The 20,794-nt window shown below is 71.5% G+C and carries 17 protein-coding genes, 1 tRNA gene and 2 pseudogenes; 5 read left to right on the top strand and 15 right to left on the bottom strand.

What is annotated here, in order from left to right:
• Nucleotides 1-22: 22 nt before the first annotated feature.
• Genes XF36_RS03170 through XF36_RS03160 form a run of 3 tightly spaced genes read right to left on the bottom strand, consistent with a single transcriptional unit; the run spans nucleotide 23 to nucleotide 7,917 of the window.
• Nucleotides 23-898, bottom strand: coding sequence for a hypothetical protein (locus tag XF36_RS03170; RefSeq protein ID WP_060710826.1), 876 nt, complete (start codon nucleotides 896-898; stop codon nucleotides 23-25).
• 15 nt (nucleotides 899-913) lie between these two features.
• Nucleotides 914-2,644: a diflavin oxidoreductase gene (locus XF36_RS03165; RefSeq protein WP_238589086.1), complete on the bottom strand. Its 1,731-nt coding sequence runs from the start codon at nucleotides 2,642-2,644 to the stop codon at nucleotides 914-916.
• Nucleotides 2,641-7,917 (bottom strand): glutamate synthase-related protein, encoded by a 5,277-nt coding sequence (locus tag XF36_RS03160; protein WP_238589084.1) that lies wholly within the window; start codon nucleotides 7,915-7,917, stop codon nucleotides 2,641-2,643. Before XF36_RS03160 ends, XF36_RS03165 begins: the two co-directional genes overlap by 4 nt.
• A 144-nt stretch (nucleotides 7,918-8,061) precedes the next feature.
• Here XF36_RS03160 and XF36_RS03155 point away from each other — a divergent pair.
• A tRNA-Pro gene (locus XF36_RS03155) sits at nucleotides 8,062-8,138 on the top strand.
• Between the two features lie 61 nt (nucleotides 8,139-8,199).
• Here XF36_RS03155 and XF36_RS03150 read toward each other — a convergent pair.
• The 7 genes from XF36_RS03150 to XF36_RS03120 all read right to left on the bottom strand — a co-directional run bounded on the left by XF36_RS03150 (nucleotide 8,200) and on the right by XF36_RS03120 (nucleotide 13,616).
• Nucleotides 8,200-9,357 carry a tyrosine-type recombinase/integrase gene (locus tag XF36_RS03150; RefSeq protein WP_060710824.1) on the bottom strand — a complete coding sequence of 386 codons (1,158 nt, stop codon included), beginning with the start codon at nucleotides 9,355-9,357 and terminating at the stop codon, nucleotides 8,200-8,202.
• Complete coding sequence (locus XF36_RS03145; protein WP_060710823.1) at nucleotides 9,354-9,542, bottom strand: helix-turn-helix domain-containing protein; 189 nt, start codon at nucleotides 9,540-9,542, stop codon at nucleotides 9,354-9,356. Before XF36_RS03145 ends, XF36_RS03150 begins: the two co-directional genes overlap by 4 nt.
• Nucleotides 9,543-9,557: 15 nt before the next feature.
• Nucleotides 9,558-11,084 carry a replication initiator gene (locus XF36_RS03140; RefSeq protein WP_060710822.1) on the bottom strand — a complete coding sequence of 509 codons (1,527 nt, stop codon included), beginning with the start codon at nucleotides 11,082-11,084 and terminating at the stop codon, nucleotides 9,558-9,560.
• Nucleotides 11,084-11,401 (bottom strand): hypothetical protein, encoded by a 318-nt coding sequence (locus XF36_RS03135; protein ID WP_060710821.1) that lies wholly within the window; start codon nucleotides 11,399-11,401, stop codon nucleotides 11,084-11,086. Before XF36_RS03135 ends, XF36_RS03140 begins: the two co-directional genes overlap by 1 nt.
• Nucleotides 11,398-12,294, bottom strand: a complete 897-nt coding sequence (locus XF36_RS03130; protein ID WP_064485362.1) for an FtsK/SpoIIIE domain-containing protein — start codon at nucleotides 12,292-12,294, stop codon at nucleotides 11,398-11,400. Before XF36_RS03130 ends, XF36_RS03135 begins: the two co-directional genes overlap by 4 nt.
• 61 nt (nucleotides 12,295-12,355) lie before the next feature.
• Entirely contained in the window at nucleotides 12,356-13,165 is an 810-nt protein-coding gene (locus tag XF36_RS03125; protein WP_060710820.1) for a hypothetical protein, read from the bottom strand.
• 127 nt (nucleotides 13,166-13,292) lie between these two features.
• A complete protein-coding gene (locus XF36_RS03120) occupies nucleotides 13,293-13,616 on the bottom strand; it encodes a hypothetical protein (RefSeq protein WP_060710819.1) in 324 nt (107 codons plus the stop codon).
• Nucleotides 13,617-13,773: 157 nt separating this feature from the next.
• On the opposite strand from XF36_RS03120, the gene XF36_RS03115 reads away from it, so the two are divergent.
• Both XF36_RS03115 and XF36_RS03110 read left to right on the top strand, forming a co-directional pair.
• Complete coding sequence (locus XF36_RS03115; RefSeq protein ID WP_060710818.1) at nucleotides 13,774-14,517, top strand: XRE family transcriptional regulator; 744 nt, start codon at nucleotides 13,774-13,776, stop codon at nucleotides 14,515-14,517.
• Between the two features lie 7 nt (nucleotides 14,518-14,524).
• Complete coding sequence (locus tag XF36_RS03110; protein WP_060710817.1) at nucleotides 14,525-14,992, top strand: NUDIX hydrolase; 468 nt, start codon at nucleotides 14,525-14,527, stop codon at nucleotides 14,990-14,992.
• Here the strand turns inward: XF36_RS03110 and XF36_RS03105 are convergent.
• The 4 genes and pseudogenes from XF36_RS03105 to XF36_RS03100 form a co-directional block, all read right to left on the bottom strand.
• Nucleotides 14,983-15,537, bottom strand: a complete 555-nt coding sequence (locus XF36_RS03105) for an HD domain-containing protein (protein WP_060710816.1) — start codon at nucleotides 15,535-15,537, stop codon at nucleotides 14,983-14,985. The genes XF36_RS03110 and XF36_RS03105 overlap by 10 nt on opposite strands.
• A 245-nt stretch (nucleotides 15,538-15,782) precedes the next feature.
• Nucleotides 15,783-16,091: a transcriptional regulator gene (locus XF36_RS29915; protein WP_082375127.1), complete on the bottom strand. Its 309-nt coding sequence runs from the start codon at nucleotides 16,089-16,091 to the stop codon at nucleotides 15,783-15,785.
• Nucleotides 16,084-16,551 carry a hypothetical protein gene (locus XF36_RS31195; RefSeq protein WP_145981238.1) on the bottom strand — a complete coding sequence of 156 codons (468 nt, stop codon included), beginning with the start codon at nucleotides 16,549-16,551 and terminating at the stop codon, nucleotides 16,084-16,086. Before XF36_RS31195 ends, XF36_RS29915 begins: the two co-directional genes overlap by 8 nt.
• A gap of 314 nt (nucleotides 16,552-16,865) precedes the next feature.
• Nucleotides 16,866-17,738 (bottom strand): annotated as a pseudogene (locus XF36_RS03100) (IS256 family transposase); the annotation flags it as partial.
• A gap of 57 nt (nucleotides 17,739-17,795) precedes the next feature.
• On the opposite strand from XF36_RS03100, the gene XF36_RS03095 reads away from it, so the two are divergent.
• Nucleotides 17,796-18,947, top strand: a complete 1,152-nt coding sequence (locus XF36_RS03095) for an IS30 family transposase (RefSeq protein WP_060710806.1) — start codon at nucleotides 17,796-17,798, stop codon at nucleotides 18,945-18,947.
• Between the two features lie 14 nt (nucleotides 18,948-18,961).
• Here the strand turns inward: XF36_RS03095 and XF36_RS29910 are convergent.
• Nucleotides 18,962-19,237, bottom strand: a pseudogene (locus XF36_RS29910) (transposase); the annotation flags it as partial.
• Between the two features lie 153 nt (nucleotides 19,238-19,390).
• Between XF36_RS29910 and XF36_RS03090 the strand changes: the two are divergent.
• The gene (locus XF36_RS03090) at nucleotides 19,391-20,602 is read left to right on the top strand and encodes an IS256 family transposase (protein ID WP_238589343.1); all 1,212 of its coding nucleotides are present in this window, start codon (nucleotides 19,391-19,393) and stop codon (nucleotides 20,600-20,602) included.
• The last annotated feature ends 192 nt before the right edge of the window (nucleotides 20,603-20,794 follow it).

The raw sequence follows: 20,794 nt of genomic DNA, 5'->3' as shown, positions 1-20,794 counted from the left end.
CCGCGTCGGCCGCGTTCACCACTCACCTGATCGGGTGCAGCAGCACGTCCCGGACCATGCGCTCCCAGGCCGTCACGACGTCGGTGGACGGCAGTCCGAACTGGCCGATCAGGGCGGGGCAGCGGCCGTCCGGCCCGGTCAGGAGCACCGTCGTCATCGGACCGTGTGGGCCGTGCGTGCGGACCGGGCGCACCGCCTCGATCCCGCCGGGGGCGAACGCGAACTGCACCGCACCCGACACCACGCCGACGACGTCGCCGGTCTCGACGTGGTCGACCGATCCCGTGCCGACCTGCAGACAGCCGCCGTTCGGCACGGCCAGCCCGGCAGGAACCCCGTGCTCGCAGAGCAGGCACAGCAGGTCGACGGCCCGGGCGACGTCGCACGGCGGGGCGGCCGGGACGAGCCCGTCGGGGACCCGGCCGCCGCCGTCGGTGAGCGCGTCGAGCAGGCCGAGGTGGTCGAGCTCGTCGGGGACCGCCGTCGGCGCGACGGGCGGGTCGTCGACGCGCGGGGCCAGCCGCATCACCTCGGTGACCAGCGGGGCGTCGGGCGACAGCAGGTGCGTGCGGTGCACGGCCGCGCCGTCGCCGTCGAACAGCCACAGCGCGGCGGGCTCGCGACGCTCGTCGTCGGCCCGGGTCGCGACGACCGCGGCGACCGCGGGCCGGGACAGGCGCAGGGTCACCGCGTCGGCCCGGACCCCGAACGCCTCGCCGGTGAAGGTCGGCTCGGCGTAGGTGCCGAGCTCGCTGATCAGGGCGCTGCCGTTCGCGGTGGTCGCGACGACCTCGTCGAGCAGCGGGAGGTGCCGCGCCAGCGTGCCGGCGTCGAGGTCGAGCCGGTCGCCGACGAGGTGGGAGAGCAGGACGTCGAGGTCGGTGCGGGGCAGGGTCACGAGGCGCGCTCCGGTTCAGTAGACGTCACGCAGGTACCGCTTCCCGCGCTTGAGGTCGGCGACGAACTCGGCCGCACCGTCCTCGCCCCCGGTGTGGGCGGCGAGGATCTCGTGCAGCGCGGCGTCGACGTCGCGGGCCATCCGGCTCGCGTCGCCGCACACGTAGAGGTGGGCGCCCTCGGCCAGCCACGCGTACAGCCGGGCGCCGTGTTCGCGCATCCGGTCCTGGACGTACACCTTCTCCGGCTGGTCGCGGGAGAAGGCGAGGTCGAGGTGGGTGAGCAGGCCGTCGGAGGCCCAGCCGAGCAGCTCGGACCGGTAGAGGAAGTCGTGGTCGGAGCGGCGGTCGCCGAACAGCAGCCAGTTCCGGCCCCGCGCCCCGCGAGCGGCCCGTTCCTGCAGGAACGCGCGGAACGGGGCGACACCCGTGCCCGGCCCGATCATGATCATGTCGACGTCGTCGGCGGGTGGCCGGAACCCGGTGTTGGGCTGCAGGGAGACGACAGCGGTGTCCCCGACGGCGAGCCGGTCCGCGAGGTGGGTGGAGCAGACCCCGCCGACCGCGCGGTCGTCGCACCGGTAGCGGACCGAGGCGACGGTCAGGTGCACCCGGTCCGGGAACAGCAGCGGGCTCGACGAGATCGAGTACGCCCGGTGCTGCAGCGGGCGCAGCAGCCCGACGAACTCCTCCGGGTCGAGCCGCACCCGTGCGGCGTGCAGCAGTCCGAGCAGGTCGCGGTCCCACAAGGCGGCCGCGCGGTCCTCGCGCAGGCCTGCGCGCAGCCCGGCGTCGGCGGCCCGCTCGGCGAGCACCTCGAGCAGGTCCCGCGACGGCGTGACGATCTCGTGCGCGCAGGTCAGGAGCTCGCGCAGCGGACGGTCACCGACCGGGGTGTCGCCGTCGTGACCGAGGTGGTCGAGGAACGCCTCGACGAGCGCGGGGTCGTTGGCGGGCACGACGTTGAGCGAGTCTCCCGCGGCGTAGGTCAGGCCGGTGCCGGTGAGGTCGAACTCGTGGTGGTGGATCTCCTTGTCCGAGGCGGGCCCGGACAGCCGCACCCGGTGGGCGAGCACGGCGGGCACCGGGGCGGGGCGTTCGCGGCGGCGCGCCGGCTCCAGCGCGGGTGCGGGCGCGGGTGCGGGCTCCTCCGCGGCGGGCGCGGCGCTCAGCACGGCGACGATCTCGGGGAACCACTGCGCGGAGGCGTCCTCCCACATCACGTCGCAGTCGCGGCGTTCCAGGAGGCGGGTGGCCCCCAGCTCGGCGAGGCGGGTGTCGAGCAGCCGCCCGGCCGCGCAGAAGTCCTCGTAGGACTCGTCGCCCAGCGCGCACACCGCGAACGACATCGCGTCCAGGCGTGGCGCGTCGTCGGCGGTGATCATCTTCCGGAAGAGGTCGGCGTTGTCGGGCATCTCGCCGTCGCCGTAGGTGGAGCAGACGACGACCACCCTGCTCATCGCGGCGAGCGCGTCGCCGTCGACCGCGTCGAGCTCGTGGAGCTCCCACGGCACCCCGGCCTCGGTGAGGCGTTCGGTGAGCAGGTCGGCGACGTACTCGGCGTTGCCGGTCTCGGTGCCGTACAGCACGTGCACCGGGGTCATCCCGGTCTCCTTCCGGACGGGTGCGGCGGCGCTGCGGGCGCCCGCGAGGTAGCCGGACAGCCAGATGCGCTGCTCGGCGGTGAACGGGGCGTCCGGCGAGATCGCCAGGTCGCCCAGCTCGGCCGGGGGTGGCGGCGCGATCACGGGGCACCCACCAGGTCCGGTGCGGCGCGGGCCGCGAACAGCTCCTCGACGCTCGGGATCCGACCGAGGCGTGCGGTGTTGGCAGCGTCCTGGGCGAGGATCCAGCCGTAGGTGCCGGGGCTGTCGGTGCCGTACACGTCACGCCGGGCGAGGGAGCGCTTGAGGTCGCCGACGCGCTTGTCCGAGACCAGTACGGCGAGCTCGTCGTCGGTGTAGCCGGCCAGCGCGTCGCGGGCGTAGCGCACCAGCCGCGTCCGGACGGCATGGTCCTCGGTGAGCAGCAGCGTGCGGACGGGAACGCCGCGGCGCGCGGCGACCTCCTCGGCGACGGTCTGCACGGTCAGTCCGTTGAGCAGGACGAACATCTCCTCCCCGGCGTCGCCGTCGGGTACCACCCCGGACGCGACGGGGACGCCGTCGCGCTGGGCCAGCTTGTGCCGCCGCAGCTGGTGCGCGGCGAGGGCGGCGGCGAGCTCGTCGACGAGCTCGCGCCGGGTGCGGGCGGCGAGGATCTCCCCGGCGTCCTGGTAGAGCCGCAGCGACCGCGGGGTCGCGACGAGCAGGTGCGCGCGCTCGCGCTCCCAGTCCTCGAGCAGCCGGGTGGCGAGCGGCGAACCGGTCGCCTCGGCGTGCCACTCCAGCAGCAGCCGGACGGCGGTCGTGTGGAACCCCGAGACCGGTGCGACGTCGACCGAGTCGGTCGAGAACCCGACCGTCCCGGCCGGGTCGTACTGGTAGAGGAACCCGCCGGACATGCCGTTGCCCAGACCCGACCCGGCGGCGCCGAGGTTCAGCACGGCCCCGCCGGTCATGTACTCGCAGCCGAAGTCGCCGAGCCCCTCGACGACGGCGCTCGCCCCGGAGTTCCGCACCGCGAACCGGTCCCCCGCCTCGCCCTGCACGAACAGCCGGCCGCCGGTGGCCCCGAACAGCACGAAGTTGCCGACGAGCACGTTGGTGCCGGGCCGGTCGTCGTGCACGGTGCCGGGCGACCGGACCGCGATGGTGCCGCCGCAGGCTGACTTGCCGACGCCGTCGTTGGCGGTGCCGGTGTGGACGAGCCACATCCCGTCGTTGCAGAACAGCCCGAACGACTGTCCCGCGGCGCCGTGGGTGCGGACCCGCAGCCACCGCTGCGGCAGGAACCGGCGGCCTCGGTCGTCGACGAGTGCCGGACCGGGGACGTGCTCGTGGTTCAGCATCCGCTCCACGTCGACGGCGAGGCGCCCGCCCACGGATCGGTGCCGGTTGCCCAGCACGCCGCCGTCGATGTCCACTCCGGACTCCCCACGGGCCAGGGCCGCCCGGACGGTGGCCGACCACCGCTCGTCGTGGTCGTGGTGAGCGCCGACCCGCACCGGGTCGGCGACCTGCGGGGTCGTGACGCGGTGCAGCAGACGGCGCAGGTCCAGCCGCCCGACCAGCGACGGGTGCCGGGCGAGGTGCAGCAGGTCGGCCCGGCCGCGGGCCTCGCGCAGGCTGCGCAGCCCGAGGCCGGCGAGGATCTCGCGGACCTCGTGGGCGACGCCGAGCAGGTACTGGGCCAGCGCGCGGGGGTCGCCGTCGAAGGCGTCGGCGTCGGTGGTGATCCCGGCCGGGCACTTCACGTTGCAGTTCTTCGCCATGACGCAGCGCAGCATCATCAGCGCGGTCGTCCCGAACTCGAAGGAGTCGGCGCCGAGCAGCGCGGAGACGACGACGTCGCCGCCGGTCTGGTGCGCCCCGGAGCAGCGCAGCTCGACGGCGTCGCGCAGACCGTGCGCGGACAGCGCCTGGTGCACCTCGGCGACGCCCAGCTCCGCGGAGCGCCCGGCGAACTTGAGGCTGGTGACGTTGGCGGCGCCGGTGCCGCCGGTGTTGCCGGCGACGTTGATGACGTGCGCCCCGGCCTTCGCGACGCCGACGGCGATCGTCCCGATGCCCTCCGAGGACACCAGCTTGACCACGACCCTCACCCGCGCCGCGGTGGCGTCGTGGATGAGCTGGGCGAGATCCTCGATGGAGTAGGTGTCGTGGTGCGGCGGCGGGGACACCAGCTCGACCCCGGGCGTCGCGCCGCGGGCGGCGGCGATGTCGACGGTCACCTTGGCGCCGGGCAGCTGGCCGCCCTCGCCGGGCTTGGCCCCCTGCGCGATCTTGATCTCGACCTGGTCGAGCATCGGGTCGGCGAGGTAGCCCGCCCACACCCCGAACCGTCCGGAGGCGAACTGCTTGACCCGGGAACCGCGGATGGTGCCGAACCGACTGCGGGACTCGCCGCCCTCGCCGCAGTTGGACAGCCCGCCGACCATGTTGGTGCCGTGGGCGACGGCCTCGTGCGCCCCGGCGATGAGGGCGCCGTGGCTCATCGCGCCCGAGGCGAGGGTGCGGGTGATCTCCGAGGCGGGCTGTACCTGCGACAGCGGGACCGGGTCGGGGGCGGTGACGAGCAGGTCCAGCCGGTCCGCAGCCGTCCCCGTCGCGGCCACCCGCAGGGTGCGGTGGTCGAGGCGTTCGACGGACACCCCGAGCCGCTCGGTCAGCCAGGACGCCAGCGGGCCGGCGTCGCCGTCGACGTACAGCAGGTCGCCGTCGCGGCGCAACCCGCGCACGGCGATGCAGGCGTTGCCGTGCGGGTCGATGCGGTCGAGCGCGGCGGCGGGATCGCCGTCGCGCAGGTCCGGCGGCAGGACCAGGACGTCGCGCAGCGCGGACGGGCGCCGCTCGCGCTCGGCGGCGAGGGACCGGACGAGCTCGCGGTAGCCGGGCGTGGGCGCGGACGCGTCGATCTCGGCGTCGGTGAGCGCACCCAGTCCGGTGTGGACGTAGGCGTCGTCGTGCAGGCCGAGGGAGTCGGTGAGCGCGGCGAGCGGCAGCAGCCGGAGCTCGCGGTCGACCGTGCCCGCGGTGAGGCCGGCCCGTTCGTCGACCAGACCGGTGAAGGCGGTGACGGCGGCGGCGCCGTAGGAGTGCCCGGCGCCGTCGGAGCGTTCCTTGAACAGGCCGAGCTGCGGGAGGTCCTCGGGGCCGGTGACGGTCAGCGCGCGAGCGTGCCAGTCGCGGACCGAGCGCTCGACGTCGGTGAAGCCGGCACCGCCGACCGGGGAGTCGACCTCGGGGAGCCAGCGGGCGAGCACCGGGTCGCGGGTGTCGAGGTAGGCGGACTCGAAGAACTCGCCGCCGACGTAGCTCTCCATCGTGCACAGCCCAACCCGGGCCATGGTCTTGAGCAGGGACTTCTCCGCCGCGGCGCGGAAGCGCGCGAACGCCGCGCCGGGGTCGTCGGGGTGCTGCTGGACCGCGCGCAGGTGCGCGGTGTGCGGGTGCACCGCCGACGCCCCGAACCCCAGGACGACGGCGAGGTGGTGCGCCGAGCAGACCTGCCCGGTCGCGACGACCAGCGACACCGCGGGCCGCAGACCGGCCGCGACCAGGGAACGGTTCACCGCGGCGACGGCGAGCGCCGCGGGGACCGCGGCCCGGCCGCGGGCGACGGCGCGGTCGTCGAGGACGGCGATGCCACCGCGGTCGCGGACGAAGGCGACGACCTCCGCGCACAGTCCCTCGACCGTGGCCTCCAGCGTCCCCGGCTCGTGCAGCAGCGCGAACCGGCCGACCGGGACGACCTGCTGGGCCTCGATGCGGGCGAGGCCGTCGGCGTCGAGCACGGGCGAGTCGAGGACGATGCGGTGGAACGGGCCGTCGTGCACCGGACGGGCACCGAGCGCGACGCGCAGGGTCATGCCGTCGGCCTCGCGGATCGGGTCCAGCGGCGGGTTGGTGACCTGGGCGAAGCGCTGGGAGAAGAAGTGCGCGACGCCGCCCTCGCGGTCGCTGAGGGCGTTGATGGCGTTGCCGTAACCCATGGCCGAGACGCGTTCGGTGCCGGTGTCGAGCATCGGGTCGAGCAGGACGCGGAACGCCTCGGCGTCGAGGCCGTAGGCGACGTAGCGCTGGTGGACGGTGAGGTCGTCGCCCACGGCCTTCTCGGGGGCCCCGGGTGCGGCCGGGAGCTCGGCCGCCGGTGTCCGCGCCCCGGCCAGGAGGGCCTCGTGGTCGGCGCGGACGGCGAGCAGCTCCAGGGTCTGCGCGGTGTCGTAGGTGCGATGATCACGGGTGCTCCACCACAGCATGCCGCCGGCCTCGATACGGCCGCGGCGCAGCACGTCGTCGTCGGGGAACGGGAACTGGCCCGCCTCCGAGGAGACGGTCAGGTAGTCGGCGGTCTCGCAGGTCCGCAGGGGACGCAGGCCGAGCCGGTCGAGACGGGCACCGATGACCTCGCCGTCGGAGAAGACCAGCGCGGCCGGGCCGTCGTTGATCTCCTCGACCAGCGACCGGTACTCCAGCATCGCACGCACCGGCCCGGGCAACGTGCGGTCGTTCTCCCAGGCCGGAGGCATCGCGGCGACGACGGCCGCGACGAGGTCGAGCCCGTCGCCCGCCACACGTGCGTGCAGGGTCTGGTCGAACCGCGCGCTGTCGGACTGCCCGGGCGGCCGCACGATCCGGCGGCCCCGGGCGCGGGCGAGTGCCTCGTCGGCGATCCGGTTCTTGCGGTCGGTGTTGAGCTCGCCGTTGTGCGCGAGCAGCCGGAAGGGCTGCGCCATCGACGGGTGCGGGTCGGTGTTGGTGGAGAAGCGGGTGTGGAAGTAGAGGCTGCGCACCCGGTGCTCGGGGTCGGTGAGATCGGCGAAGTACGGCACGACCTCCCACGAATTCAGTCGTCCCTTGAGGACCTGGGTGCGGGTCGAGAGGCTGAGCGGGTAGAGGCCGGCGACGGTCTCGTCGGTGTAGGCGACCGACTCGACGTCGAGCAGGATGCCGTGCGCCAGGCGCTCCGGGTCGGCGACGTCGGGGACCTCGACGATCCACTGCCGAACCGGGAGCTGCTGTGCGGCGGCCGCGGGGCGCAGCACCGACGGATCGACCGGCACGTCGCGGACGGCCAGGACCGTGCAGCCGTGCGCGGTGAGGGTGAGTGTGACCAGCGCCGCGGCCGCCGCGGCGCGTTCCGGGTCGGCGGGGAGGAAGACGTTCGCGACGGCGAACCGTCCCGGAGCCAGCTCGCGGCCGGCGAGCCGGGAGAAGAACGACACCGAGAGGTCCACCGAGACCCCGCCGCCGTCGCCGACGCCCTCGGCGGACATCCCGCCGCGGTGCGGCACGGCGCAGAGGGCACGATGAGCGAGGGCGAGCACGTCGTGGGTCTGCACCCCGTCCTTGCGGACGATCAGCCCGACGCCGCAGCTCGCGTGCTCCGCGGTGGGGTCGTGCAGTCCGGACGGTGCCACGTGGCGCTCCTCCTTCAGTAAGGGAAGGCTTACCTTAAGAAGGGGAGAGCGGACGGATCAACGGCCGGTCGCTGTCGCGCAGGACACACCCGGCGTCGACGGCGGCGGACGAGCGGGACAGGCGCAGGGCTAGAATGCGGGCGACGGGGTGTGGCGCAGCTTGGTAGCGCACTCGCTTTGGGAGCGAGGGGCCGTGGGTTCAAATCCCGCCACCCCGACCAGCGGAAACGTCGCCGCGAGCGGCGTTCCGGAGGCGGTTGACAGCGGCATCTGACAGCAACCTCAGTGCTCGCCGGGGTTCTCGGCACCGGCGCCGAGCTGGGTGTTCAGCAGGTCCAGTGCGTCACGCTGGCTGTCGAGAGTGACGTGACCGTAGACGTTCATCGTCATCTCGATCGCGCTGTGGCCGACGATCTCCATGACGATCCGCGGGTGCACGCCGAGCGAGAGCAGCAGGCTCACGCAGGTGTGCCGGAGGTCGTGCAGCCGCACCCTGCGGAACCCGTGCCGTTCGAGCAGCGCGTGGAACGTGCGGGTCAGGGTCCGCGGTTCGAGTGGGGTGCCGACCGACGAGGTGAACACGTACGGCGTGTCCGTCCAGGTCCCCCGCACGGCCGCGGTCCGCTCGGCGCGCTGGCACTCCTGGTGCTCGCGCAGGGCGTCGACGACCATCGCGGGCAGCGGCACCGTCCGGCGGGACCGCCGGGTTTTGGTCGGCAGCTCCTGCAACCGTCCCCCGGTGCGCTGTAGTCCGCGCTGGATCTTGAGGGTGCCGCGGTCGAGATCGACGTCGTCCCAGTGCAGCCCGCACACCTCCGAGCGCCGCAGGCCGAGCACGAGGACGGTCACCCAGAGCCCGTGCAGCCGGTGCGTCTTGACCGCCCGCAGGAACGCCGTGGCCTCGTCGGCGGTCAGCGGCTCGCTCAGGGTGTCGCGCGGCGGCTGGGCGACCCGGACGCTGCGGGCGACGTTGCGGGTCACCAGCTCCTCGGAAACGGCGTGCTGCAATGCGACCCGGAGCGTGGAGTGGATCCACTGGACCATGCGCGCACTGGTACCGCCGGCCTTCAGGTCGTCGACCATGAGCCGGACGTCGCGCACCGAGAGTGTGGTGACCTTCTTCCTGCCGAGCCTCGGCACGAGGTGGTTGCGCACGTTGCTCTCGTAGCCCGCCCAGGTCTGAGGCCGCACGTGCAGCTTGATGTGGTCCAGCCACTCGGTCAGAAACTGCTCCACGGTGAGCTTGGTCGGCCCGGCCGGGATGCCCTTGTCGTGGCGACCCTGGAGGCCGACGAGCTTGCTCAGCGCCTCCTTCTTCGTCTTCCCGTAGACGTAGCGGCGCTCGATCCGGCCGGTGCTGGTGCTCACGTAGGCGGCGCCGGACCAGCGGCCGTCGTTGCGCTTCCAGACGCTGCCGTCGCCGTTGACGTTCTTGCTCATGCGGCGTCCTCCCCCGCCTCGATCAGCCGCCGGGCGAAGTCCTGCACGGCGTCGACCGGGACGCGACGGAGTCGGCCGATCTTGATCGAGACGATGTCGCCGTTGCGGATCAGGTCGTAGACCTTGCTGCGGCTGATGTGCAGTGCGTCGGCGGCTTCCTCCGCCGTGAGGAACACGCGGTTCATGGGGTCTCCCAGGGCTCATGCGGTCGTGGTGGCCAGTTCCTCGCGGGCGGCACGCCTCCTGGCCCGGGCCTGGGCGGCAGCGGTGTTGGCCAGTAGCGCGTCGGCGGTGGTGTGCCAGCCGATCCCGGCGAAGTGCAGCGAGGAGATGACCACCTCGGTGGTGTCCTCGCCCTCATCCAGACGCTCGACGTCCTCAGCGGCGGGGCGGGGGCTGGCGTGGCTGCGTTGCCAGTCCCGACGCGCCTGCCGCAACGCCGTGAGAGTCGTCGAGTACCGGCGGGAGCGGGTGGAGAAGTGACCGGCGAACCCGAGCATGTGCGCCCACCGCCACAACCGTCCCCACGAGGCCGACCACTCCTCGGGGTCCCAGCCACCGGGCCGCTGCCCGATCCGCCAGCAGGCGTCGATCTGGCGGCCGGTGTGGGTGGTGTGGTCGGTGTAGGAGCGCACCGTGTCCGGCCGCAACCGCGTCGACAGGTGCCCGGCGGTCTCCGTCGCCTTGGTCGCGTACTTGGCGAGGTAGGCGGCGACGGCGGTCGTGGTGATCTCCGCGGCGTCGTCGAGATCGCGAGGAGCGAGCCGGACCGGGCGGGGATCGACCTGCTCACCCCAGCCGATCGGCCAGCCCTCGGGGCGGGCCGGGTGCGGGGCGGTGGTGAACGAGGTCTCGACGGCCGCACAGCGCAGCAGTTGCGCGATCTGTGCGGCGGACACTCCGGGCGGGGGCGGAAGGCTGCGGTGGGTGGCGGCGGGGTCGCGGCCGTCGAGGCGGACCAGGGCGTGCAGGTGCACGGCGCCGCGGGCCTGGAACTCCGCGACCTTGGTGTAGCTCAGCCGGAGCTTGGCGCCGGTGAGCTTCTCGAGCTGCCGCAGGTTGCGGGTCGCGGCGATCATCGTGCGGCGCCAGAGTTCGCCGACGTGCAGGTTCCACACCGCCTGGTGCGGGTGGTCGTAGCAGTCCAGGCACAGCGGCCGGCCCACGCGCGGGTCGTCGGCGGTGTGGCGTTCCCAGCAGGCGTGCTCGGTCCCGTGCTCGCAGCTCGTCTCGTCGCGGCGGGGGCGGCACGGAAGAGGCCGGCCTTTCCGATCGGTGCGGTGGGCGTGGACCGGGCCGAACGAGGGCGCGGTGACGGTCAGGAACACGCACGGGTGCCCCGCGACGCTGGCCGGGGTGCCTTTGCCGCCGACCAGTCCGGCGGTGACGAGCTGGAAGGTGTCGGCGCGGTAGGTCTCGGCGCACGAGGGGCAGACGCTCGCGCGGCGGTTGCCGCAGGCGGTGTAGATCAGCCCGTCGGGCATCTCCGCGGTGTGGCGCTCGCCGGTGATGCGGCCGGTGGCTTCCTCGACCCGGAACACCGTCCCGGACAGGCGGATCGGGTGGGCACATCCGGCGGCAGGGGTGACGTGGAGCAGCCACCCAGCGAAGTCCTCCCGGCGACCTGCGGCAGCGACCAGGTCGGCGGCGGGGGTGGTTCCGGCCAGGCGGGACAGACGTCGGGCCGCGAGGTCCTCGACGGTCGCCGAGCCGTGGCCGGTGCTCATCACGCCACCCGAGCCACAGCGGTGCCGGTGTACTCGCGGGCGGTCCGGGCCCAGTCGGCGGCGGAGCGCAGGGCGCCGGCCTCGGCGTCGGACACGGCCGCGATGTAGACGAGTGGGATCGTGTGGTCGGCGACAGCGCTGCGGGCGAGCACAGACCACCAGCGGGCGTCGCGGGCGTGCAACGCGGCGAGAGCGTCGGCCCACTCAGCGGCGGTGACGGCTCCGCGCTCGTAGCGGGCGCTGGCCTGACGGCGAGCAGCCGCGCACCGACGCAGCCCGGCGTAGACCAGCTCGGCCGTCCTCAGGCGGGCGGTCATGCGGCACCACCGGTGGTGTCGTCGAGGTCCTGGCCGTGGGCGATCCCGGCGGCGAGCCGTCGCAGCGCGGCACGGTCGGCCAGGGCGTAGACCTGCTCGTCGGACAGATGCGCAGCCTTGATCCGGCGCGGGACACCGCCCTCGGCGAGCAGGAACCCGATGCCCTTGGTCTCCGGAGCCACGCTCGCCGCGGAGTGGCCGCGGGAAGCCCAGCCGTGACCGAGCACGATGTCCGAGCTGGCGTCGGTAGTGCAGCGGAAGGCCCACCGATACCCGAACAGGTCCCGCAACGAGGTGGGGATGATGTCCGAGCTGGGCCGCTGCGTCGCCGCCACGACGATGATCCCGGCCGCACGGCCCCGGGCCACCAGGTCACGCACGAGCACGGAGAAGGCTTCCTGCTCGCGCTTGGTCCCGACGGTGGCGGAGAAGTAGGCCAGCTCGTCGAGGACGACCACGATCGGCGGAACGCCGTCGGCGGCGGCGACCTTGCGGCGGCGCTCATCGTCGAGGACGGCGTAGCGGGAGTCCATCTCCGACTGCAGGTCCAGCAGAGCGGCGATGGCGTCGTCGAGGCTGTTGGCGACGAACCGGTCCGCGCACGACCGCCACAGGCCGAGTTCGACGATCTTGCCGTCGAACAGCCACAGGCGGCAGTCCGTGGCGAGGGCGGCGTGGGCGACGATGTTGTTCAGGCCCACCGACTTGCCGGCGCCGGGCTCACCGGCCAGGAGCATGTTGCGGTAGATCAGCGGGACCCGGACCGGACGTCCGTTCTCGTCGATGCCGAGGTGGATCGGCTCCCAGATCGATGGCCCGTCGTCGGTGCGGCGTTCGCGGCGGTGGGCGCGGTACTCATCGGCCCAGCGGCGCAGGACCAGCAGCGGGCGCACCAGCCGACCCGGTACGTCATCGTTATCGGTGATCAGTGGCAGGGGCTGTGTGGGCGGGTGCTCAGACATAGTCCGACCAGTCCCCACCCCGACCGCTATCGGACGGGCCATCGAACGCAGGCTGCGGGGCCGCGGGCAGCACCGGCCGGGACAGCTCACGACGCGGAGTCGGAACCGGCGAGTCAGGGCCGTCGTGGGTGGGCCAGCCCGGGTCGTGGATGTCGCCGGAGGCGTAGCGGAACAGGTCCGAGCGGATCAGGTTCGGCGCCAGCGGGTCGCGTCGGATGATCTCGATGCGCACCACGGTGGTGAATCGCGACCACGGGACGACGCGGGCCTCGCGGGCGAAGCACGCCGATGCCAGCTCCTCGGTCTGCTCGGCGACCGCGGTCGGGGAGATCCCGGCGCGCAGGACCACCCACACCGCTTCCCCGACCCGGGTCGGGCGGGCCCACACGGTGAGCGGGCAGGCCCGGGAGCGGGAGTTCAGGACCCGGCACTCCAGGAGCGTCTGCCGGACCCGGTGACGGGTCAGCACGGCCTGAGCGCGGTGGAACAGGAACCGCCGCGTCCACGGCAGCCCCGCCAGCACCAGCCCGACCGCAACGAACAGCGCGACCCGCGTCGTGGTGTCGAAGCCGGTGCCCGGGACGGCGACGAATCGGCCGGCCTCGTCGCGGACGTGGTCCGGGCCCAGCGCCACCCACGCCCACACCCCGACGGCGAGGACGAACAGCTCGGCGCGCAGTCGCAGCAGCAGGGCGGCGACGCGGACAGCGGGGTTGGTGGGCGGGGCGGAGATGATCTCGAAGGAGTCCACACGGGACTTCCCGGCACCGAAGGTGCGGGCAGGAGCGGCGTTGCGAGCCATGACAGGGCCTTCCGGACGCGGGGCGAGCGACGAGGCGGGAAGCACGAACAGCGACGGAGCGCCGGGGTGCGGGGCTGGACTCCAGGGAAGACAGCCCCGCGACCCGCACCACCGACCAGACAGGCGGTCAGGACGCCTTGGACGCCTGCGCGTGCGCGGGCTCGATCCGGTCGGCCTTGAACGCCACACCGGCCCGCTGACCCTGCTGCCACGGGATCGCGACCAGCCCCACCGGACGCACCTCCGCGCCCTGCTCCACCTGCGGGGCACCCGGGGTCGTAATGGTCAGGATCTCCGCGCCCTCGGCGTCGACCTTGACCAGCTGCGTGGTGAACAGCGGCGTCCCGGTCTGGCGGTCGGTGCGCTGACGGCCGTCCATGTCGTTCTTCGGACGCGGAGCCGCGCCCACGGTGTAGCGCGTGCCGGTGATGTCGACCTTGATCGTTGCCATGACCGTCCTCCAGGGACTGAATCGGGATGGCCCTCGTAGCGGGGCAGGTCCAAGACTCCGGAAATCACCGGGACGGCCCGACCACACAGAGGGACATCTCAGGACGTTTCAGCTAGAATCAAGACGTCCCAGCTCGTGTCCACGGAGGGGTGCGGCGATGGCGAACGAGCGACTGCGCGACGCGCTGATGAACGCCGGCCTCACGCCCGCGACGGCAGCAGAGCAGATCGGCGTGGACGCCAAGACCGTCGAGCGATGGGCCACCCGGGGCCGCACCCCCTACGCCCGACACAGGGCAGCGCTGTCCGCGCTGGTCGGGCAGAGCGAGTCCTACCTGTGGCCCGCAGCGGTACCGCCCGAGCGTCAGGTGAGGATCGCGGCCTCGGAGATCGTCGCCGCCTATCCGCACCGCGGCGCGGTCCCTACCGAGCTGTGGGACGAGCTGCTCGCCTCGGCGACCGACCGGATCGACATCCTGGTCCACGCCGGGCAGTTCCTCATCGAACGCCCGGACTTCATCCGCACCGTGGCCGAGAAGGCCGGCGCCGGCGTGACCGTGCGGATCAACTTCGGCGACCCCGACAGCGACGCCGTCGAGCTGCGCAGCCAGGAAGAACGCCTCGGGACCGGGACACTGGCCGCGCGGATCCGCTACGGCCTGGCCGCGTACCGGCCGCTACTGGACACCCCGGGCATCGAGTTCCGGTTCCACACGACCACGCTCTACAACTCGATCTTCCGGTTCGACGACCAGGCCATCATCAACACCCACGTCTACGGCGTGCCCGGCGCCCACGCCCCGGCCCTGCATCTGCGCAAGCTCGGCGCCGGGGACCTGTTCGACACCTATGCGCGTAGTTTCGTCGACGTGTGGAGCACCTCGACCCCAGCGCGTTGGTGACCGGCGCGTGGCCCGGACCGACCACTTCCACGACCCCGACGCGCCGAAGGCGACCAGCATCGTCATCGCCGTGAGCGCGTTCGTCACCGACGAGCGCGCCCGGCTGCTGATGATCCGCCGCACCGACAACAACCTCTACGCGCTCCCCGGCGGACGCCACGAGCTCGGCGAGACCATGACCGAGACCGCGGTCCGCGAAACCGACGAAGAGACCGGCATCCGCATCGAGGTCACCAGCCTGGTCGGCATCTACAGCAACCCCGACCACGTCATGGCCTACAGCGACGGCGAGGTCCGGCAGGAGTTCTCCATCTGCTTCCGCGCCCGGCCGGTAGGGGGCGAGCCGAGGACGAGCGACGAGTCCTCGGAAGTGCTGTGGGTCGAGCGGGCCGAGCTGGACGGCATCGACGTGCACCCGTCGATCCGGCTGCGGATCGAGCACGGGTTCAGCCGGCGGGACCCGTACTACACCTGACCGCCGAGACCGACCGACGACAGCCAAGCTCGTGCTCGATCCACAGCACCACGGCGGTCGGCCATGCTGCCGTCGAGAGCGCGGCTCACGTAGTGGTCGACGGGATAGCGCTCCCGCACTTCAGCCATGCGGTCGTCGAACGAGACGCGCTCGCCGTCCGGGCTCGTAGTCATGTCGAGGTACCAGAGCAGATCGCGGACGAGGCCCTGCGGATCGTCGAAGGCACGCAGCTCGTCGAGCAGGCCCAGGACGTCAGCCTCGTGGGCCGCAGCGGAGTGGAATGCGACCAGGCCACACATCAGGTCGTTCGCACCCCAGTCGCGGAGTGCACGGGCACCGTCGAGCGGATGGAACCGTGTCGCACCGAGGTCCGGCGCGTAGCCGACGTCGTGAAGCCAGCAGGCAGCGACGAGGACCGGGCCGCCATCGAGATGTGGGCCGATGACCTCAGCGCGTGTGGCGACGCCCTGGACGTGGTTCCAGCGACGCGGCAGCGTCTCGGCGAGGTGGCGTTCAGCCACCGAGCGGGCTGCGTCGAGGACCATCACATCTCCGAGCCTAGGAGGCCGTCCGGGCGTCTGCCCGGACCATTGACCGCAGCCGGCCGAAACCCACCCGCTCGGTCGGTGAGGACTTTCTTCACGTCTTCAAGCCGGCCCTGACGGGCCGGACGGGCGGCGTCGCTGCCGTCCGCCTCCTGCCTCCGGCCCGGCGACCGGCGCGCGCACGCCCGCCATCGCAGACCAGCTCCAGGGGTGACGAACGAACAGCCGCAGACTGCGCAGCGATGTCACTGCTCGGCCCGAGTGGCGATATCTCGCAGGGCACCGACATGGCTCGCCACTTGTGCACGGCCTTCGGTGCTCAAGCGCAGCCAGCTCCGCCGGGCGGGCCCAAAACGTTCACGTCGAGAGGTCACTAGTCCCGATTCGACGAGCGTCTTGACCTGCTTGGACATGGCCGAATCGGTCAGGCCAACTCGGTCGCGCACGAACGCGAAATCGACCTCGCCCGCTGCGAGCAGAGTGGCTACGATGCGTAGTCTCGTGGGCTCCAGTAGGAGTGGTATGAGCCGGGTATCTGGTGGGATCTCAGACATGTCTTCCTGCGCGGGGCATGAGCTGCGCGGCGAAGGCGAACCCGGCAGGTCTTGTTACGGAGAGTAAAAATCCCGCGACTGTGTTCGGACGACGCACTCGGCTGCGCCGAATGAGCGCAACCGCGGTTCGTTCGAGTGCCATCCAAGTGGCGATCGATCCGAACAGCATTGCTGCCCGGCCGGGCGATGGCCCATCAGCGGGCTCATACGGGACGACCGGGTTCGTTCGCGTCTCCGCGAGGGTCATCGCCAGGAGTCCTGTCTGTACCAGCGCAGTAACCGCGTACTGCGCTGGTCGCGAGACGTGGTCCTTCGCCGCGAAATCGACGAACGTCAGCGCGGAGGTGGCCAGCAAGATCGCCGGCCGCGCCCGACGATCCGTCGCATCGACGGCCCGTCGGGCAGCCTCGATCTCATGCAGTGCCGCAGTCGCCTGATCTCGCCTCGGAGTGTCGTCCATGTCCGCCTCCTTGGTTGGGGGCCCAGCATGGCACCTACTTGCCTAATTAGCAACTAGCTCAATGCGCCGAGACTATCCTGAGGGGTCGAAGCGTTGGTGAACGAATCGATCGCACTGGACCTTGGGAGTCGAAGCGATCAGCCCACCCCCGATGCCGAGAACGGTCGTACGTGGTCCGCGCGGCATCCAGGGCGAACCTGCGCGGGGCCCCTACCCCACACAGAACCGTCGCTACGCGAGCGCCTACGGCGCCCCTGGACGGTCAAGTCCGCTGGCGTGGTGTGTGACGACGACCGCGTGATCTTCTTGTTCGGTCAGGCGCTGAGCGCCGGGATGGTGGTGGTCGAGGTCGCCTCCTCAGCGCTGGTGGCGGTGTCGGGGATCCTGGTGACGCGGGAGCGGGCGAGGACGTCGAGGCCGAGGTAGCGGCGTCCTTCGGCCCATTCGTCGTGTTGCTCGGCCAGGACCGCGCCGACGAGGCGGATCAGGGAGTCGCGGTCGGGGAAGATCCCGACGACGTCGGTGCGGCGCCGGATCTCACGGTTCAGGCGCTCGGAGGGGTTGTTCGACCAGATCTGGCGCCACAGTTCTTTCGGGAAGCCGGTGAAGGCCAGGACGTCGGCTCGGGCGGCGTCGAGGTGCTCGGCGACCTTCGGGAGCTTGTCGGCCAAGGCGTCGAGGACCCGGTCGAACTGGGCGTGCACCGATGCGGCGTCGGGCTGGTCATAGACCGAGTGCAGCAACGCCCGCACCCACGGCCAGGACTGCTTCGGGGTCGCAGCCATCAGGTTCGCCGCGTAGTGCGTCCTGCACCTCTGCCAGGCGGCGCCGGGCAGGGTCGCCCCGATCGCGGACACCAAGCCGGCGTGGGCGTCGCTGGTGACCAGCGCGACGCCGGTCAGACCGCGGGCGGTGAGGTCGCGGAAGAACCCCAGCCAGCCGGCGCCGTCCTCGGCGGAGCTGACCTGCAGGCCGAGGATCTCCCGGTGTCCGTCGCCGTTGACCCCGGTGGCGAGCAGGGCGTGGACTGCCACGACCCGGCCGCCCTCGCGGACTTTGAGCACGAGCGCGTCGGCGGCGACGAAGGTGTAGGGGCCCTGGTCGAGCGGACGCGTCCGGAACTGCTCGACTTGGCCGTCGAGGTCCCGGACCATCTCTGAGACCTGCGACTTCGACAACCTCGTGATCTTGGACTCAACCGGTCAGCGCAACACCCGGGTAGTTGATCATGATAGGGGTGTGGGATGGCGCGACTGGGACGACCTGGGATGTCCGATGCCGACCGCGCGGATCTGTGGGTCCGGTGGGGGCGTGGGGAGTCGATCAGTGACATCGCTCGGGCGATCGGACGCCCGCCGGGGTCGGTGTTCACGGTGCTCAAGTCCACCGGTGGCTACGTGCCGCCATCACGTCGTCGCCGACCGGGGACGCTGACCGCGGCCGAGCGGGAGGAGATCTCTCGTGGTCTGGCCCAGTATCGTTCGATCCGGGCCATCGCGGCTGGGCTCGGTCGTCCGGCCTCGACGGTGAGCCGGGAGGTCGCCCGCAACAAGGGTCGGCGTGCCTACCGTGCTGTGGACGCCGAGGACCGCGCCTGGCGCCGGGCCCAGCGCCCCAAGACGTGTCTGCTCGCCCGTCGTCCGCTGCTGTGTGGGTTCGTCGCTGCCAGACTGGGTGAGGACTGGTCGCCCGAGCAGATCGCCGGGCACCTGGCCAAGCACTACGCTCCGGGATCGGGGATGCGGGTGTCACACGAGACGATCTACAAGTCGCTGTTCGTGCAGACCCGCGGTGTGCTGGCCAAAGACCTGCAGAAACACCTGCGGTCGGGCCGTCCGATCCGGCGTAACGTGCACAACACCACCGGTGGGCAGTGGCGCTCGCAGATCCCCGGCGCGGTCTCCATCCACGACCGGCCCGCCGAGGTGACTGATCGGGCGGTGCCCGGGCACTGGGAAGGTGATCTGCTGCTCGGGCGTGGCACCACCCAGATCGCGACCGTGGTCGAGCGCGCGACCCGGTTCACCGTGCTGGTCGCGCTCGGAGGGCGCGACATGCACACCGTCGCCCACCAACTGTCCCGGCAGATGGCCCGACTGCCCGAACACGTCCGCAAGTCGCTGACCTGGGACCGCGGGATGGAACTGGCCCGCCACACCATCGTCACCGCCCGGACCGGGTTGGACGTCTACTTCGCCGACCCGGCCAGCCCCTGGCAGCGTGGCACGAACGAGAACACCAACCGGCTACTACGCCAGTACTTCCCGAAGGGCACCCGGCTCGACCACATCACCCAGGCCCAACTCGACCGCGTCGCGGAACGCCTCAACACCCGACCGCGCAAAACGCTTGATTTCGACACCCCGGCTGATAGATTCGGAGCACTGTTGCGCTGACCGGTTGAGTCCAAGATGCCCAGGGAGTCGACGAGTTTCTCCATCCGCCGCGTCGAGACCCCGAGCAGGTAGCAGGTCGCGACCACCGTGGTCAGGGCCCGCTCCGCCCGGCGACGACGCTCCAGCAACCAGTCGGGGAAGTAGGAGCCGTTGCGCAGCTTGGGGATCGCCACGTCGATCGTGCCGGCGCGGGTGTCGAAGTCGCGGTGGCGGTAGCCGTTGCGGGTGTTCGTGCGAGCCTCGGAACGCTCGCCCCAGGCCGCGCCGCACACCGAGTCGGCGTCGGGGGACTGTTTCAAGATCGGTGTTTTCGGCCCGACACGCCGGGCTGAGGTCCGGCGAGATGGGCACGGACAGTGATGACATCGGACCTTGTGGATCCAAGCGAGGGTGACCCGAAGCCTGCTCGGCAGGCGTCGGCGGAGCGGGCCGCTGCGGCGGCGATGGTGGCCGAGGCGAAGGCGCGCGGGCTGGCGTTGACCGGCCCGGACGGCCTGTTGAAGCTCTTTACCAAGAATGTTCTGGAAACGGCGCTGAACGAGGAGATGACCGAGCACCTCGGGCACGACAAGAACCGGGCCGACCCCGGCCGGGAATCCACCAACGTGCGGAACGGGTCCCGCTCGAAGACGGTTCTCTCGGATGCCGCGGGTGACGTGGAGATCGACGTTCCGAGAGACAGGGCCAGCACTTTCGAGCCGCAGATCGTGAAGAAGCGTCAGCGGCGCCTCACAGATGTCGACGAGGTCGTACTGTCGCTGTATGCGAAAGGGATGACGACCGGGGAGGTTTCCGCACATTTCGCTGACATCTATGGGGCGTCAGTATCGAAGGAGACGGTCTCGCGGATCACCGACAAGGTCGTCGCCGAGATGAATGACTGGGTTGGTCGGCCGTTGGATTCGGTGTACGCCGCGGTGTTCATCGACGCTGTCCACGTCAAGGTCCGGGACGGGCAGGTCGCCAACCGGCCGGTCTACGCAGCCATCGGCGTCACCGTGGACGGCTGCAAGGACGTGCTGGGGCTGTGGATGGGCGTCGGCAGTGAGGGCGCGAAGTTCTGGATGAGCGTGCTGGTCGACCTGAAGAACCGCGGCGTGCGTGACGTGCTGTTCCTGGTCTGCGACGGCCTCAAAGGACTCCCGGAGGTCGTGGCCAACGTGTGGCCGCAAACCATTGTCCAAACCTGCGTCGTGCACCTGATCCGAAACACTTTCCGGCTGGTGGGTCGACAGGACTGGGACGCGGTGAAGCGCGACATCAAACCAATCTATGCCGCGCCCAACCCGAATGCAGCACTTATCGCTATGGATGAGCTCGACGAGAAATGGGGCCGTAAGTACGCGGCGATGATCCGGCTATGGCGCAACGCGTGGGAAGAGTTCGTGCCGTTCTTGGACTACGACGTCGAGATTCGAAGGGTGATCTGCTCTACGAATGCGATCGAATCGCTTAACGCCCGCTACCGGCGCGCGGTGCGGGCGCGTGGTCATTTCCCCACTGAGCAGGCTGCGATGAAATGCTTGTATCTTGTGACTCGCAGCCTGGACCCGACCGGGACGGGCCGCACGAGGTGGACGATGCGTTGGAAGCCCGTGATCAACGCGTTCGCCATCACGTTCGGTGACCGCTGGCCGGGAGCCGAGACCTACTGAGCAACGACGCCGAAACACCGATCACGAGACAGGCCCGGTGCAGACGCCGAGCTAGCGAGCCGGTGACCTGTGCAGCTGTGGTCAGAGCAGTTGCGCTGCAACCTTCGCGATCTCCTGACGCAGAAGCTGTCAACGGCGGGTTGGGAGTGACCCCGTAGCGACGGATTGGAACTGACCCCCGGCGTGGTGTGG

The organism is Pseudonocardia sp. HH130629-09, assembly GCF_001294645.1.
In the GTDB taxonomy this organism is placed as follows: domain Bacteria; phylum Actinomycetota; class Actinomycetes; order Mycobacteriales; family Pseudonocardiaceae; genus Pseudonocardia.
Note: the sequence above shows the minus strand (reverse complement) of the source record. Positions and strands in the feature narration are given on the sequence as shown.

Excerpts from the sequence above, each read along its gene's own strand:
- XF36_RS03125 (WP_060710820.1), bottom strand. The coding sequence starts at position 13,165 with ATGGCTCGCAACGCCGCTCCTGCCCGCACCTTCGGTGCCGGGAAGTCC.
- XF36_RS03120 (WP_060710819.1), bottom strand. The coding sequence starts at position 13,616 with ATGGCAACGATCAAGGTCGACATCACCGGCACGCGCTACACCGTGGGC.
- XF36_RS03150 (WP_060710824.1), bottom strand. The coding sequence starts at position 9,357 with ATGAGCAAGAACGTCAACGGCGACGGCAGCGTCTGGAAGCGCAACGAC.
- XF36_RS03105 (WP_060710816.1), bottom strand. The coding sequence starts at position 15,537 with ATGGTCCTCGACGCAGCCCGCTCGGTGGCTGAACGCCACCTCGCCGAG.
- XF36_RS03145 (WP_060710823.1), bottom strand. The coding sequence starts at position 9,542 with ATGAACCGCGTGTTCCTCACGGCGGAGGAAGCCGCCGACGCACTGCAC.
- XF36_RS03090 (WP_238589343.1), top strand. The coding sequence starts at position 19,391 with ATGGTGGCCGAGGCGAAGGCGCGCGGGCTGGCGTTGACCGGCCCGGAC.
- XF36_RS03115 (WP_060710818.1), top strand. The coding sequence starts at position 13,774 with ATGGCGAACGAGCGACTGCGCGACGCGCTGATGAACGCCGGCCTCACG.
- XF36_RS03135 (WP_060710821.1), bottom strand. The coding sequence starts at position 11,401 with ATGACCGCCCGCCTGAGGACGGCCGAGCTGGTCTACGCCGGGCTGCGT.
- XF36_RS03140 (WP_060710822.1), bottom strand. The coding sequence starts at position 11,084 with ATGAGCACCGGCCACGGCTCGGCGACCGTCGAGGACCTCGCGGCCCGA.
- XF36_RS03095 (WP_060710806.1), top strand. The coding sequence starts at position 17,796 with ATGGCGCGACTGGGACGACCTGGGATGTCCGATGCCGACCGCGCGGAT.
- XF36_RS31195 (WP_145981238.1), bottom strand. The coding sequence starts at position 16,551 with ATGGACGACACTCCGAGGCGAGATCAGGCGACTGCGGCACTGCATGAG.
- XF36_RS29915 (WP_082375127.1), bottom strand. The coding sequence starts at position 16,091 with ATGTCTGAGATCCCACCAGATACCCGGCTCATACCACTCCTACTGGAG.